Genomic DNA, 14,581 nt, shown 5'->3' with positions numbered 1-14,581 from the left:
TGCTACCTTACTATTACTTTGTCCAAATCGGAGTTCTCATTAGAGAAAGTCCGACTCTACAAGCTTCCTGCCCAAGTGGCTATCAAAGGAATCAAGCCTCTGTCTAAGAGTAGCAAACGTGGTTAATTTGAGGTAATTACCCAGAGTGGCAGTGACAACAAAGGTAGTCTTAGCGGCTTTTGGCTTAGGGATAGCGGGTATTGCAGTTTACCCATTCCGATTAATATCGGGAAAAGTAGCTTAGGGATATTTGTCCGTAAAATTACTAACTGTAGACAAATAGTGGTTTTTGAATCAAGCAACCTAACCTATGCCAGCGAATTCCTGGCCCGAAGAAGATTCTTATCAAGAGCTTGAGCCGCTCAACTCCTTGTTGTCTGACCTATCAGTAGATGAGGAGTCAGTGTTAGAGACAGATTCTATGTCTTTAACATCCCGGTTTCAAGGTCGTAGACGCAAAGCAGCTCTAGTCTTGACTATCGTCTGGAGTGGCACGATCGCTCTACATTTAGTTTCTTGGGCTTCCATATTTATTCTAGGACTGACCACCATTCTAGGATTTCATGCCTTGGTGGTAGTGTTTACTAAATCCCGTCGCTATCCAAAAGAAATACAGGGAGATTTACCTTCTGTTTCTGTGCTGGTGGCTGCGAAAAATGAGGAGGCAGTAATTGCTAAATTAGTCAAAAATCTTTGTAATCTGGAATATCCAGGTGGGCAATACGAAGTATGGATTATTGACGATCACAGCAGTGATAGCACGCCGCATTTATTAGCAGAACTCGAACAGAAACACGATCAACTGAAAGTACTAAGGCGTTCAGCAGAAGCTAGTGGCGGCAAATCGGGGGCGTTGAATCAGGTATTGCCGCTGACAAAGGGCGATATTATAGCAGTATTTGATGCTGATGCCCAAGTAACACCAGACTTGCTGCAACAGGTAGTACCTTTATTTCAAAGAGAAAAGGTGGGGGCGGTGCAGGTGCGAAAAGCGATCGCCAACGCTAAAGAAAACTTTTGGACTAAGGGTCAAATGGCAGAAATGGCCCTTGATACCTGGTTTCAGCAACAGCGGACTGCCCTTGGTGGCATTGGCGAACTGCGGGGCAATGGTCAATTTGTCCGGCGTTCAGCCTTGGAAAGCTGCGGTGGCTGGAATGAAGAAACCATTACCGATGATTTGGATTTGACAATCCGTTTACATTTGGATAAATGGGATATTGAGTGTGTTTTCCATCCAGCGGTGCAAGAAGAAGGAGTGACAAGTGCGATCGCACTTTGGCATCAGCGCAACCGTTGGGCAGAAGGCGGATATCAGCGCTATTTGGATTATTGGGATTTAATTCTCAAAAACCGCATGGGAACGCGTAAAAGCTGGGATTTGCTGATTTTCATGCTGATTATGTATATCTTGCCCACAGCAGCAGTCCCAGATTTATTAATGGCGATCGCTCGTCATCGTCCACCAATGTTAAGTCCCATCACAGGCTTGTCCATTTCTATGTCGATGGTAGGGATGTTTACAGGTCTGAAGCGGATACGTCAAGATCAGAAATTTTCACCTTCTACATACTTTCTGATGCTGGTGCAAACGCTGCGTGGCAGTTTATATATGTTGCACTGGTTAATCGTCATGAGCAGTACTACTGCCCGGATGTCGGTAAGACCAAAGCGCCTGAAATGGGTGAAAACCTTGCATACGGGGAATGGGGAATAGCCCATTTGAGAAATTAAAAATTAAAACTTAAAAATGCAAAATTACCAAAAATAATTTTGTATTTTTTTTATGCGTGTTTTAAAGTCGATCCATCCCTTTCCCCTTTCCCTCTCCCAAACAGTAAGACACCACACACCTAATTTTCATTTAGAAAGTAGATTTGCTTATATAGGAATCCGCTTTGATTTCTGAACGAATTTGCGTAGATAGGCAATAGGCAATAGGCAAGAAGGCTTCTTAGTTGTACTGAATTTTTTCAGAAATCAAATATGAGTCCTATATACATCAACTTCTTGATAATATAAGCTAATTAATCATCCTGGATTTTTAACCATTCCAAGTCTATAAACTTATAGACGACAGATTCTTGCTAAAGTAATGGTTATGAAAGTTAAGAACCACAACCCACCTTTTATAGGAATATATGGATAACTATGAAATTATATAGGGCGAACGATGGGACTCGAACCCACGAATGGTGGTACCACAAACCACTGCCTTAACCTCTTGGCTACGCTCGCCATTCAACAATTTGAATTATAGCAATAATTTGGCTAGCGATCAAGAGTTTTTATTCAAGGAACGGACTCAGTTGATTTAGAGTCTCTGGAATCTAACGATTTACAATGAATTTAACTTGGCAAACATGAAACCATTGACCATCATTGCATATACTGGAGCAGCAGCAGGACTCGCCGCCTTGGGTGTGACAATGGCGAAGACCAATCCCAGTCAGGTTGAATATGAAAAATATGCAGTGCAAAGGTTGTCAGAATATTTAAAAACCGATGTATGCAAAAGTACTACGAATATTATAGAAAATTTAATCCGTTTTAATTGTGATAAGTTGGTTGACTCGGCTAACCCGCAAATCCAAGAAATTATTGCCAGGACTACAGAAAGACAAAATTACGTGATTTTTAGTGTTTACCGTACAGATTTAAAAATAAGTTCTTGGATACCTTCTTATAAATTTGAAACGGTGGGAGCTTTTGATCAATTTTATACTTACACTGCTGAAGAACAATAAGTCAACCAGAAGGGGGAGAATTTGAAGAACAAGTCAGAATCCAAAATTCAGTATTCTTCTTCAATAATTACCAGGGTATCTATTACCCCCCAACTTAATCTTAAGTAAGAATAGTAACAGAAAGTTCAATTTTTGCCGATGTCATCTGCCTATCTCTTAGTATCTCACGGAAGCCGCGATCGCCGCCCAGAAATTGCTATGCAGCAACTAGCAGGGTTGGTATGTAATCTATTGCCAAAAAACTTCAACCCATTAAATAGCGAACATTTGGTTGGTATAGCTGCTTTAGAAATGAGTCCTCAGCCTTTACACGAGCAGATTCAACAATTTGCTAAGAGTGCTTTTGACGATGATCGCAAACTACCTCAAAACGATAAGCGCCTAAAAATTGTACCGCTATTTCTGCTGCCGGGAGTACATGTGATGACAGATATTCCCGCGGAAGTAGCACTAGCACAACAGGCTATTGGTGAAGATATCATCATTGAGTTGCAACCACATTTAGGCTCTCATCCCAATTTAGAGAAATTGCTGGCCAAGCAAATAGCTGCGACAAAAGCAGAAGCATGGATTCTCTTAGCTCATGGTAGCCGTCGTCCAGGTTCTCAAGAAACTGTGGAAGCAATAGCGGCGAGTTTGGGAGTAGTAGCTGCTTATTGGGCTGGGCCTCCTAGTTTAGAATCACGGGTGAAAGAGTTAGTAGCTGCTGGTTATAGAGAAATTGCAATTTTGCCATACTTTTTATTCGCTGGTGGAATAACTGATGCGATCGCTACTTCAATAGAGGAGTTAAAATTACAATTTTCTGCGGTGAATTTCCAATTGGCATCGCCACTGGGAGCAAGTGCAGAATTAGCCGAGCTAATTTGGGATTTAACAGATAAATGAACCGCACAGAGAAACAGGAGAATAAGTATTTGGGAAAGGTTTATTTAGTAGGTGCGGGGCCAGGTGATCCAGGTTTAATTACCCTGAAGGCTAAAGGTTTGTTGGAATGTGCAGATGTAGTTATCTATGATGCCTTAGTTAGTTCGGCAATTCTGGCAATGATTAATCCCCAAGCCGAGCAAATTAATGCTGGTAAGCGGAGGGGAAAACATTCGCTGTTCCAGGAAGAAACAACTCAACTGCTGATTGATAAAGCGCAGGATCATGCAATTGTAGTACGCCTAAAAGGTGGCGATCCATTTATTTTTGGTCGCGGTGGCGAAGAGATGGCAGAATTAGTCAAAGCTGGAATATCAACAGAAGTAGTGCCAGGTATCACATCGGGAATTGCAGCAGCGGCTTATGCAGGTATACCTTTGACGCATCGGCTGTATAGTTCATCAGTGATATTTGTAACTGGTCATGAAGCGGCGGGTAAGTATAGACCGATAGTAAATTGGAGTGCGATCGCTCACGGTTCCGAAACTATTGTAATTTATATGGGAATTCACAATCTGCCTTATATTGTCGAACAATTAAGTTTAGCTGGATTGAATTTAGAAACGCCCATTGCTTTAGTACGCTGGGGTACGCGACCAGAACAAGAAGAATTGATTGGGACTTTAGAGACAATTGTAGAGCAGGTAGAGCAAACTGGATTTGGTGCGCCTGCGATCGCAGTTATTGGACAAGTAGTGAATATGCACAGTATTTTGTCTGGTTGTCGTCCAGTTTGATGGTTGGTGCAAAGCTTGTTATTTCGTATTCTGAGATGACTCTAGTGGTTTATCGCATTAAATATTATGAGTTTGTAGTAAGCACTGAAGTGCTTAAAAATCCAGGACTAAAGTCCTTACTACGAACTTATTCATCCCTCGTAACTAATGCGATAGACCACTAGTGTATGATCAATAAGGTTATTCGGTTCTGGTGGGAGTCAGCTACCAGAGGTAACGGGGAAAGTTCGGTGCAAATCCGGCGCTGTCCCGCAACTGTGAACTAATTTGAGATTAAGGAACCAAATTGAGTAAGTCAGGATGCCCGCCGAAATAGATTTATCATTTCCACATCTCTGCGAGGTACAGATGACTACTACTGTAAATATTTCCCCAACCAATCCCTTGGCTGTTGCTGATCATACTTTATTTGTTTGTAAAACCTGTGCCAGTGTTTGGCAAAATGGAAATCGCTTAGGCGAAAGTGGTGGTGAAAAACTTTTACACCAACTTCAGCAGCTTGCCCAAGATTGGGAGTTACGAGATGAATTCCCGATTCAGGAAGTTGAATGCATGAGTGCTTGTAATCGTTCTTGTGTAGTCGCATTTACTGCCAAAGGCAAATTAACATATTTATTTGGTGACTTGGCAGTTGATGGTAGTGCTTCTGCGGTGTTGCAATGTGCTAGTCAATACTATACCAAAGCAGATGGTTTACTGCCTTGGTCAGAGCGTCCAGAAGCACTGAAAAAAGGTGTTTTGGCAAAAATTCCACCTTTATCTTAAATGATGCGCGTTTTGATTCTAGGTGGAACGGGAGATGCAGCAGAACTAGCTGCCAAGGTTGCGACTATCCAAGGGTTAGAAGCAATCACATCTCTAGCTGGTCGCACCCGTGAACCGTCAATACCGTTGGGCGATTTACGGGTTGGAGGCTTCGGTGGCGTGGCGGGATTGGCTAGCTATCTGCGAATCATGCAAATCGACTTATTAATTGATGCAACCCATCCTTTTGCGACTCAGATTTCCTTTAATGCAGCAGATGCCGCAACGGAAGTTGGAGTACCCCGTCTGATGTTAATTCGTCCGCCTTGGGAAAAAGAAAGTGGCGATCGCTGGATTGAAGTTGATCGCGTTGAAGCCGCAGCAACAGCCCTACAAAACCAAGCACAGCGAGTATTTTTGACAGTTGGTAGACAAGAACTCGCTGCCTTTGCTCACCTAGAGAAAATTTGGTTTCTGATGCGGATGATTGACCCACCTACCGATAATGCTTTAGTGCCGTTAGGAATGGTATTGTGCGATCGCGGGCCATTTACTCTCAATAATGAAAGACAAATCCTGATTAATAACAAGATTGATACCATCGTGAGCAAAAATAGCGGTGGCGATGCAACAAAGGCCAAGATTATTGCAGCGCGAGAACTGGGCATAAAGGTTGTTATGGTAAATCGTCCAGCCATCCCGCCAGGAGAACAGGTTAGTAATGTTGATGCTGCTTTGACGTGGTTATTTGCTCGCTGGTGACGTACTCCACACACTCCCTTTCTCTGCGAGACGCTACGCGAACGGGTGAGTGTGGGCTTCTCAACGACTCCTCTATGAGGACATTAATTGAGCTTTAAGACCGTGCGCCCCACGGTTCTTTATGGGCTTAACGGCTGGCACTGTTTTGTCATCAAGGCTGAGGGTGACATAATAACCGTCTGCTTTTTTTGTAACGGATACAGTCTTAATATCAAATCTATCGGGTATTGGTCGATGGATAATTACTTTAACTTCCCCAATCTTTGACAATGTGATTTTGTTGTTAACAAAGTGATGCTGTTTGAATTGGGTGTAAGTAAAAGTTTTATATTGCCCTTTACCCTTGAATCTAGGTTTACCCGATTTTTTCCCGTTAATGTCACCTTTTAACCATCTATCAAAAGCTAATTCAACTTTTTTAGGAACTTCTTCTTCTCCGTCTGCTGTTTAATTGGTTTGATTTTGTACTGGTATGATGTCTTCATTTTCTATCCTTTGTTTTTCGACCTACAAATAGGATAACATAAACGTAAAGACAATGTGTAGGCAAACATGAAAAACAAAGCATTAAATTTAAGGATATCAGAGCGTAGATTGAATAAACTGCGGTTATACGCAAGTCAAAACGATAAAACCATGACTCATGTAATTGAAGACTTTATAGACTCGCTCAAAGTTAAAAATGGCGATTCCGAGGCGGGAGTACCCGCTAACGCTTCTCTGCGAGACGCTATGCGAACGCTATCATCGACCCACTGCCCTGTCAATCTTGCAGATTGAATTAGTTGTGTGTCAATTCGTCATCGCCCAAAAATTCATCTCATCACCTCCCTCCGGGTAGGTGAGAAGCTTCTTTTTGATTCAGCTAAATAATACTATCTTTCTTAATTTCCGTATAATACACGGGAACATTCTACAAAATCCGCGATCGCACTAACGACTTCCATGAAAAATCTAGCTCTATATGCCATAGTCCTCGCCACCACTTTTGGATTAGTTTTCGGGACAATGCCAGCTGCCTCTGCTTTAAGTTGGAACTGGAGTTATTCTGGTACTGGCATAGCGGCAAACGGTACTTTCACCACTAATGACACCCCTAACGATTTAGGTTTTTACCTGATTACTGGAATTACTGGTACACGAAATGGTGAAAAAATTACTGGTTTGCAAGCGCCTGGGACTCCAATGCCAGGAAACGAACCTTTTGATGTTGATGATTTAATTAGTCTTAATACTCAGCAGTTAACGGGTAAGGGTTTTGCATATTCCACTTCGGAAGGACATTATTCAAGTCCATTTTTCGCGAGTTTTTTGTCGAAACCAGGTTATTTAGAGATGTTTTCTGCGCCAACTAAACCAGGTTTGAAAAATTTAGGATCACAAGATAGTGAATTACCCATTAGTTTTTCTGCGACCATGATCACCATCCCTTAACCCACTTCTATTTTTAGCTTACGCGTAACAAGCTATCCAAATTCACTCAGAAAAAGCTCGAAAAAGTTTCCTAAAACCATCAATAACAATTCAAGATTTTACCCTTACAGGGAAGCAAGCTATGCGTAGCATCTTGTAGAGAAGAGATTTTCAGATGGGATTTAAAGCCTGACTTAAACTTTAGCTAGGTGTTGACGTTCGGTCTTACAGCTATTTTCAGGTAAATAGACCACGCGGTAGGGGCACAGCATTGCTCATACGTGTCAACTTAAGCCAAAAATAGCTTCGCTGCGGGCTTCATAACCCGCCAGAGAATGAATTCTCTGGCTCATAGCTAAAGTCTACTGAAGTAGACTGAATATTTTTGGGGATATCTAGTCATCTTCAGATGACTTTAGCTATAAGACAGGGATTTACAATCCCTGGCGGACGTGAGGTTTCGCGTTAAGTTGACACCAATGAGCATTGCTGTGCCCCTACGACAGATGTGGTTCAAACACATGAGAACTGCTGTAAACCTTTGATTTGGCGATAGAAATTGCGATCTGTCTATATGTTCTTTGAGACAAACGGTAGTATCATTGCATCCAGATGATACCGTAATTTTGTCTAGATATAGAATTCTATCGCCCTGTCAACGGTAGATTATTTCTGAAAGGAGTTTGCTGCAATGTCCACAAAACCAACTACTCGATTAATTTTGGAGACTTTACTCCCCCATCTCAAAGTAGCAGCAGCCTATGCCAATGTTCTTCAACCAAAAATTGCTGCACTTCCTGCCAAAGAACAAGCAAACAACTTTTTTAGTGCCGCGCTTACTGATGCAGATGTGGCTATTCAAAATTTAGTAGAAGTAGTATTACTAGGAACTTTCCCAGATATTCGCTTTTATGGCGAAGAATATGAAAGTTCTAACAACACCAAATATTTTCGCGCTATCGAACTCGGTTCAGAAGGTGATTACTTAGTCACACTTGACCCGATTGATGGCACGAAGTTTTATATGGATGGACATTCTAATTATCAAATTATTCTCAGTATTTTAAATTCGGATGATTTTGAAGCAGTAATTGCCATTTCTCCTGCCCAAAACATTTATTTTTACGCCTTTCGAGGCGAAGGTGCTTTTAAAGGGACGCTGGAGATGAACTTAGCAGCCTGTGCCCCGTTACATATAACATCCGCCAAACCTGCTATTTTGTTGGGATGGGGAATGAATGCGATCGCACATTTACTAAAAGATCGATATAAAGTAATCGATATAGCGACTGATTACTCTAGTGATATTCAAATTCCTAATCTCAATGGTATTCTCAGCGGTGATTTGAGTGGCGCAGTCATCAAATCGGGCAAATTTCTTGATAGTGCTGCACTCGCTTTTATTGCAAAAGAGGCTGGCTGGATTGTAACTACTCTGGACGGTTCGACTTTACCGCCACTGCATACTTGTAAAAACTATAGCCTACCTGGATTGATAGTAGCTGCTTCAAAATCTGTTCATCAAGACTTACTGTCAGCGATGCAAAGCCTAGCGGCTAGTGAGGGCTGAGTAATGAGTAATGAGTTATGAGTTATGAGTTATGAGTAGTACTTGTGAATTTTCCCACTTTCACGAACTTTGGGGGTTTAAGTCCTAGCCTTTGGCAGTGCGAATTGTGAATTGGTTTAAGGCGGGAAACTCACTACTTGGAACTTGGAAATTTTGAACTGAACTGGATACCGTCTTCCATGACCCATATTTTTTCGACACAATGAAAATCTGTATTGTTGGCGCGGGTGCGATTGGTGGATATTTAGGGGCAAAACTGGCACTAGCAGGTGAAGCAGTGACCGTGATTGCGCGTGGTTCTCATTTGGAAGCAATTCAAAAAAATGGACTAAAGTTGGTCATGGCAGACGGTTCTAGCCAAATTGCTACTCCATCTTTGGCCACTAGTGATATCCAGTCAGCGGGGCCACAAGATGTAGTAATTTTAACTGTCAAGGCTCACAGTGTTCCGGCGATCGCACCTTTTCTCCCTGCACTCTATGATGCTCACACAATGGTGGTAACAGCCCAAAATGGCGTTCCTTGGTGGTACTTTCGTCAACATGGTGGTGAGTATGAAGGTACGCGGATTCAATCTGTTGACCCAGATGGGATTATTGAAACTAGTATCGGTGCTGAACGCGCTATTGGTTGTGTGGTTTACCCGGCAACTGAGATAATTGAACCAGGTGTAATTAAGCATATTGAAGGCGATCGCTTTACTCTCGGTGAAATCGATGGTACTAAAACCGAACGCATTCAATTATTGGCACAGACTTTAAAACAAGCAGGATTCAAAGCACCAATCCGTAATCAAATTCGCACGGAAATTTGGATCAAATTGTGGGGTAATGTAGCATTTAATCCCATCAGTGCCCTGACTGGTGCGACTTTAGAGGATATTTGTCGCTATCCCCTCACTCGTGAACTAGCGCGGCAGATGATGATTGAAACTCAAGCGATCGCAGAAAATTTGGGTATAAAGTTTGGTATTACCTTGGAACAGCGAATTAATGGGGCAGAAAATGTTGGTGCCCACAAAACCTCAATGCTACAAGATATTGAAGGCGGACGTCCCACTGAGATAGATGCTATTGTTGGCGCGGTGGCAGAATTGGGAAAACTCACTCAAATCCCCACACCTTATATTGATGCTATTTATGCCAGCGTCAAGCTGCTGGAGGCGACCAAAGTGAGAATTTGACCAACGCAGCACCCATCATCAAGGTAAGGGACTTCCAACTAAAAAAATATCCCATCGGTTTAGGGAGCAGGGGAAGCAGGGGAGGAAGAACCTAACGATCATCTGCGCTCCCAAAATTGAATAATTTAATTTCTGGAAATTTAAAATACTTAAACTGACAACCTTAGCGCAGGGTTAGCGAATGTGCGTAGCCTCATTACAAATTAGATTGCGGTGATTTGGCGATCGCAGCCCAAACTCTATGATGAACTTCAAGAATTTGTGTAGGATATCTTGCTTCGAGTAATTTTGCCAATTCCTGGTCAAATACTTCTACCTTTTCTGTTGTCAAACTAGCTCCCACGCCAGCGCTAGCACGAATTCGTCCCCGCCAAGCCTCGTGTGTATAAGGTACAAATACATCGTAAGAAAATGTGCGGATTTCTCTAAATCCTCCTTCGCCAATATCTTGTAACCACAAAGGATACAAGCCATTACCGCCGCCCAAATTCCATGCTGGATTGTGAGCTTTGATCAGCTGTTCCGTTGCTTCAACTACATTACCTTTTAAGGGTATCCAATCAAAATGAGCGATCGCGATCGAGCCATTTCTTCTCAATATGCGAGTAATTTCCTGGACGACACGCGGACGATCAAACCAATGCCAACACTGTCCCGCTGTCACCACATCTGCACTTGCATCTGGTAACTCGGTATTTTCGGCAGTTGCAACTCGATAATCTACTTTGAGTTGGGCAGATTCGCTTAACTGTCTAGCTTGTTCTAAAAGTGACAATGATGGGTCTATACCAATTACATAAGCACCTCTATCAGCAAAGCCCCGCGCTAGTGTTCCTGTTCCTGTGCCAAGGTCAACAATATTCTGCCCTGGTAAACCTATACCATATTCAGACAGTTTGTTGAATAATGAACTGGGAAAGCCAGCGCGGTGTTTTGCATAATCAGCAGCAGTTGCACCAAAATCAATTTTCATACCTTCAAAACTCTTCTTGTAACAATTGTCTAGGCTAGAAGTTCTCTACCCGCGGACGTAGTTTTACTTCAAAGATTAAGAATTGAGCGTAACTGAAGCATAGTTGTGAATCTAATACGGTTCGGTTAAGGTTTTTTGATGAAAATTCTAGCTCGCAAAGACGCGATGAATCATTACAAAGACGCGATAAATCGCCGTCTCTACAAAGGACTGATTATTGTAGAGACGGCAATTCATCGCGTCTCTTATCTTAACCGAACAGTATTGGGAGTGGTGGAGCAGAGATCAATATCTAAATTGATCGAGTAGGTATAAATGGAACTCGTGAATGACTATTAAAGACTCATTCACGAGTCTTTGAGGTTTATCGATAAACCTCAGAGCTTTGTCTATGAGTTTTTGAACTCCATTAATGAGGCTCAGAACTCGACTTTTTTACCTCTTGCTTTATGCCCCATACCAATTTAGGAAAAGTTACCCTGCATAAGGATTGCCGATTCTATCCACAGAGACATTAGAGGAGAATGGCAAACGACCCGGATTTAAGCGTGGTTCGGCTGCATAACCAACAGGAACAACAACAGCGATCGCTAAATCTGGATTATCCCCAGCACCAATGACTTGCTTTACCTGATCCTCAACCCAACCGTTCATAAAACAAGTGGATAATCCCAAACTTTCTGCCGCTAACACCAAATGGGTAGCGGCAATGATGGCATCTTTGATGGCATATTCACGTCGCTTGTCGCCTAGCCCAGCTTGAAATTGCGGGATGGAGGTTTTAAAGTAGTTTACCGTCTTTTCATTCCATGCTCCAGTCTGGAGTCCCTGCTCCAGAATCGGGGTCAAGTCTTGTTCGCCTGCGTTAGGATCGGCGGCAAACACAAAGGTTACAGGTGCTTGGACAATTTGCTGTTGATTCCACGATGCTGCTGCTAGTGCTGCCTTTTGCGCCTCATCTTGCACGAGAATAATTTGCCAGTCTTGGATATTAAAGCTGCTGGGCGCTGCCACAGTCAACTCTACCAGTTGCTTGAGTAGTTCTGGGGCGATAGGGTCTGTTTTAAAAGTTTTGATGGAACGACGTTTAGCGATCGCACTGGGTACATCTAATGGTTGGATTTGGGTGATAGGACTCATGAGATTCTCCTGATAGTTGAGTTATGACCAAATAATTCGTAATTCCTAATTAGGATACAAGCCAATATAAGGCACAGCCATAAAGTCATAATTACGAATTACGAATTACGAATTATGAATTACACCTTAGCTACCGACTCACTAGCAGCCGACCAAAATGGGTAATCTGTATATCCTTCTTCACCGCCACCATAAAAGGTTGCTTGATTTGGTTCATTGAGTGGTGCATTCAAAGCCAAGCGTCGGGGTAAATCGGGATTTGATATAAATAATGTGCCAAAGGCGACTAAATCTGCTGCTTTGTTTGCCAGTACAGCATCGCCTTTTTCACGGGTATAACCACCATTGACGATGAGAGTACCTGTAAAGCGATCGCGTATGTGACTAGTGGGTACAATTATCCCGCCATGTCTGATGTCTGCCTCTGTGGCTTCATAAAGATGCAGATATGCCAAATTAAACTGGTTCAATGCTTGAGCCGCATAACCAAATGTCTCCAGGGGATTGGAATCACCCATATCGTTAAAAGTTCCACTGGGAGAAAAACGTACTCCTACCCGATTAGAATCCCACACACTAGTTACCGCCTCCGTCACCTCCAACAAGAATCGAGTCCGATTCTCAATGGAACCCCCATATTTATCTGTACGTTGATTGGTGCGATCGCGGAGAAATTGATCGATTAAATAACCATTAGCTGAGTGAATTTCTACCCCATCAAACCCAGCCGCTAGGGCATTTGCTGCTCCCTGACGGTACTGTTCTACTATCTGCGGTATTTCTGAAGTTTCTAAAGCACGGGGAGTTACAAAGGGTTTTGGCCCTTCATAGGTTGCAGCTTCACCTTTAGGAGCGATCGCAGAAGGTGCCACAGGTAAAGCTCCATTCGGTTGTAAGTCTGGGTGAGAAATTCTGCCTACATGCCATAGTTGCAGAAAAATTCTTCCTCCCTCCTGATGTACGGCATCAGTTACTAACTTCCATCCTTCCACCTGTTCTGATGAATGAATTCCTGGTGTTGCGGGATAGCCCTGTCCTTCAGGAGTTACCTGGGTTGCTTCCGCAATAATCAGTCCAGCGGAAGCACGTTGAGTGTAGTAAGTAGCATTCAGTTCGTATGGTACGTTTCCCTTAGCTGCCCTATTTCGGGTTAAGGGTGCCATTACTATCCGGTTAGGTAATTCCAGATTCCCTAATTGGTAAGAAGAAAATAAGTTGATATCAGTTGTCATTGGTTATATCTCCTTGGTCATTTGTCATTGGTCATTTGTCATTTGTCATTTGTCATTGGTCAAATGGTACTAAGTTAAGATACAGCCCCAGCCCTTAACCTGACTGGTTCCCAGCCTGGAGGCTGGGAACCATTCTTGGAGGCTCCGCCTCCTCTTTCTTGACGAGAGCCAGAGCCTTTCGGAATACATTCCCAGCCTATAGGCTGGGAACGAGGCTAAACAAGCCTTTAGGCTTTTCTTAGTACTATTGGTCATTTGTTATTGGTCATTAATTCCCAGTTCCCAATCTCATACAAAGTGTATTAATTAGACAATCGACCGAATAACGCCACCATCTACCCGCAAAGCTGCACCATTTGTTGCTGATGCTAGGGGACTAGAAAGGTAAACTACGATCGCTGCTACTTCTTCATTAGTTGCAAAGCGTTTGATTAAAGAACTTGGACGGACATTTTGAAAAAACTCAGCCTCAACTTCCGTTGGACTAATCCCACGTTCCTGCGCCAATTTGGTGATAAATTCTTCAACTCCTTCTGAACGGGTTGGCCCCGGTAGGACTGAGTTTACCGTGACTCCAGTCCCGATAGTCATTTCTGCTAGACCTCTGGCAATAGCTAGCTGCGCTGTCTTAGTTGTGCCATAGTGAATCATTTCTACTGGGATCTGAATAGCAGATTCACTGGAGATAAAAATTATCCGCCCCCAGTTTTGCTCTAGCTGCTTTCGCAGATATTGCCGACTCAAACGGACTCCACTGAGGACATTAACCTCAAATATATTTAACCAGTCTTCATCAGTAATATCAAAAAAGGTTTTTGGCTCATAAATACCAACATTGTTTATGAGGATATCAACGTGAGGAACTTCTTGAAAGAGTTTTTCTACCCCTGATGCGGTGGCTGCGTCAGCAACAACACCAGAAACTTTTGCGTCCGGTGTAGAATGCTTAATTTTAGCGATCGCTTGGGTTACTCTTTCTTCAGACCGACCGTTGACAATTACTGATGCACCTTCTTGAGCTAGCCCAAGAGCGATCGCAAAACCAATACCTGCGGTTGAGCCACTGACTAGCGCGGATTTACCCTGTAATTTCAAGTCCATTTCGCTCTTTCCCCTTTAGTTGGAACAGAATGATCTGGGACTGGGGACTGGG

At 42.9% G+C, this 14,581-nt stretch carries 15 protein-coding genes, 1 tRNA gene, 1 pseudogene and 1 riboswitch; of the genes and pseudogenes, 11 read left to right on the top strand and 6 right to left on the bottom strand.

The annotated features are described in order from the left end of the window. Positions 1-310 precede the first annotated feature (310 nt). Positions 311-1,717, top strand: a complete 1,407-nt coding sequence (locus tag ACWATR_RS05830; RefSeq protein ID WP_460330332.1) for a glycosyltransferase family 2 protein — start codon at positions 311-313, stop codon at positions 1,715-1,717. A 448-nt stretch (positions 1,718-2,165) separates the two neighbouring features. Here ACWATR_RS05830 and ACWATR_RS05825 read toward each other — a convergent pair. Further along, positions 2,166-2,238: transfer RNA gene (locus tag ACWATR_RS05825), tRNA-His, on the bottom strand. Positions 2,239-2,363: 125 nt separating this feature from the next. Between ACWATR_RS05825 and ACWATR_RS05820 the strand changes: the two genes are divergently transcribed. From ACWATR_RS05820 to ACWATR_RS05800, 5 genes are all read left to right on the top strand, one after another. After that, on the top strand, positions 2,364-2,747 hold the full coding sequence (locus tag ACWATR_RS05820) for a DUF4359 domain-containing protein (protein ID WP_069069642.1): 384 nt from the start codon (positions 2,364-2,366) through the stop codon (positions 2,745-2,747). Between the two features lie 138 nt (positions 2,748-2,885). Then, positions 2,886-3,635: a sirohydrochlorin chelatase gene (locus tag ACWATR_RS05815; protein WP_460330330.1), complete on the top strand. Its 750-nt coding sequence runs from the start codon at positions 2,886-2,888 to the stop codon at positions 3,633-3,635. After that, positions 3,632-4,411, top strand: coding sequence for a uroporphyrinogen-III C-methyltransferase (gene cobA / locus ACWATR_RS05810; RefSeq protein ID WP_460330328.1), 780 nt, complete (start codon positions 3,632-3,634; stop codon positions 4,409-4,411). Before ACWATR_RS05815 ends, cobA begins: the two co-directional genes overlap by 4 nt. A 168-nt stretch (positions 4,412-4,579) precedes the next feature. Then, positions 4,580-4,737: riboswitch (cobalamin riboswitch) on the top strand. 22 nt (positions 4,738-4,759) lie between these two features. After that, complete coding sequence (locus ACWATR_RS05805; RefSeq protein ID WP_460330325.1) at positions 4,760-5,176, top strand: DUF1636 domain-containing protein; 417 nt, start codon at positions 4,760-4,762, stop codon at positions 5,174-5,176. A gap of 3 nt (positions 5,177-5,179) precedes the next feature. Further along, a complete protein-coding gene (locus ACWATR_RS05800; protein WP_460340229.1) occupies positions 5,180-5,917 on the top strand; it encodes a cobalt-precorrin-6A reductase in 738 nt (245 codons plus the stop codon). Positions 5,918-6,040: 123 nt separating this feature from the next. Here the strand turns inward: ACWATR_RS05800 and ACWATR_RS05795 are convergent. Further along, positions 6,041-6,349 (bottom strand): annotated as a pseudogene (locus ACWATR_RS05795) (RNA-guided endonuclease TnpB family protein); the annotation flags it as partial. A 120-nt stretch (positions 6,350-6,469) separates the two neighbouring features. Between ACWATR_RS05795 and ACWATR_RS05790 the strand changes: the two are divergent. The 4 genes from ACWATR_RS05790 to ACWATR_RS05775 all read left to right on the top strand — a co-directional run bounded on the left by ACWATR_RS05790 (position 6,470) and on the right by ACWATR_RS05775 (position 10,083). Beyond that, positions 6,470-6,697: a hypothetical protein gene (locus tag ACWATR_RS05790; protein WP_460330322.1), complete on the top strand. Its 228-nt coding sequence runs from the start codon at positions 6,470-6,472 to the stop codon at positions 6,695-6,697. Between the two features lie 165 nt (positions 6,698-6,862). Then, positions 6,863-7,351, top strand: coding sequence for a PEP-CTERM sorting domain-containing protein (locus tag ACWATR_RS05785; RefSeq protein WP_460330319.1), 489 nt, complete (start codon positions 6,863-6,865; stop codon positions 7,349-7,351). A gap of 670 nt (positions 7,352-8,021) precedes the next feature. Further along, on the top strand, positions 8,022-8,900 hold the full coding sequence (locus ACWATR_RS05780; RefSeq protein ID WP_460330317.1) for an inositol monophosphatase family protein: 879 nt from the start codon (positions 8,022-8,024) through the stop codon (positions 8,898-8,900). Positions 8,901-9,102: 202 nt separating this feature from the next. Then, entirely contained in the window at positions 9,103-10,083 is a 981-nt protein-coding gene (locus tag ACWATR_RS05775; protein WP_460330315.1) for a 2-dehydropantoate 2-reductase, read from the top strand. A 196-nt stretch (positions 10,084-10,279) separates the two neighbouring features. Here the strand turns inward: ACWATR_RS05775 and ACWATR_RS05770 are convergent, their stop codons facing one another. Further along, on the bottom strand, positions 10,280-11,056 hold the full coding sequence (locus tag ACWATR_RS05770; protein ID WP_460330312.1) for a class I SAM-dependent methyltransferase: 777 nt from the start codon (positions 11,054-11,056) through the stop codon (positions 10,280-10,282). A 138-nt stretch (positions 11,057-11,194) separates the two neighbouring features. Between ACWATR_RS05770 and ACWATR_RS05765 the strand changes: the two genes are divergently transcribed. Then, positions 11,195-11,365 (top strand): hypothetical protein, encoded by a 171-nt coding sequence (locus ACWATR_RS05765; RefSeq protein ID WP_460330309.1) that lies wholly within the window; start codon positions 11,195-11,197, stop codon positions 11,363-11,365. 165 nt (positions 11,366-11,530) lie between these two features. Here ACWATR_RS05765 and ACWATR_RS05760 read toward each other — a convergent pair whose 3' ends face one another. The 3 genes from ACWATR_RS05760 to ACWATR_RS05750 all read right to left on the bottom strand — a co-directional run bounded on the left by ACWATR_RS05760 (position 11,531) and on the right by ACWATR_RS05750 (position 14,529). After that, a complete protein-coding gene (locus tag ACWATR_RS05760; RefSeq protein WP_460330307.1) occupies positions 11,531-12,196 on the bottom strand; it encodes a nitroreductase family protein in 666 nt (221 codons plus the stop codon). Positions 12,197-12,315: 119 nt separating this feature from the next. Further along, a complete protein-coding gene (locus ACWATR_RS05755; protein ID WP_460330304.1) occupies positions 12,316-13,428 on the bottom strand; it encodes an alkene reductase in 1,113 nt (370 codons plus the stop codon). 306 nt (positions 13,429-13,734) lie between these two features. Beyond that, positions 13,735-14,529 (bottom strand): SDR family NAD(P)-dependent oxidoreductase, encoded by a 795-nt coding sequence (locus ACWATR_RS05750; protein WP_460330301.1) that lies wholly within the window; start codon positions 14,527-14,529, stop codon positions 13,735-13,737. Between the last annotated feature and the right edge of the window lie 52 nt (positions 14,530-14,581).

This window comes from Nostoc sp. UIC 10890 (assembly GCF_054786515.1).
Note: the sequence above shows the minus strand (reverse complement) of the source record. Positions and strands in the feature narration are given on the sequence as shown.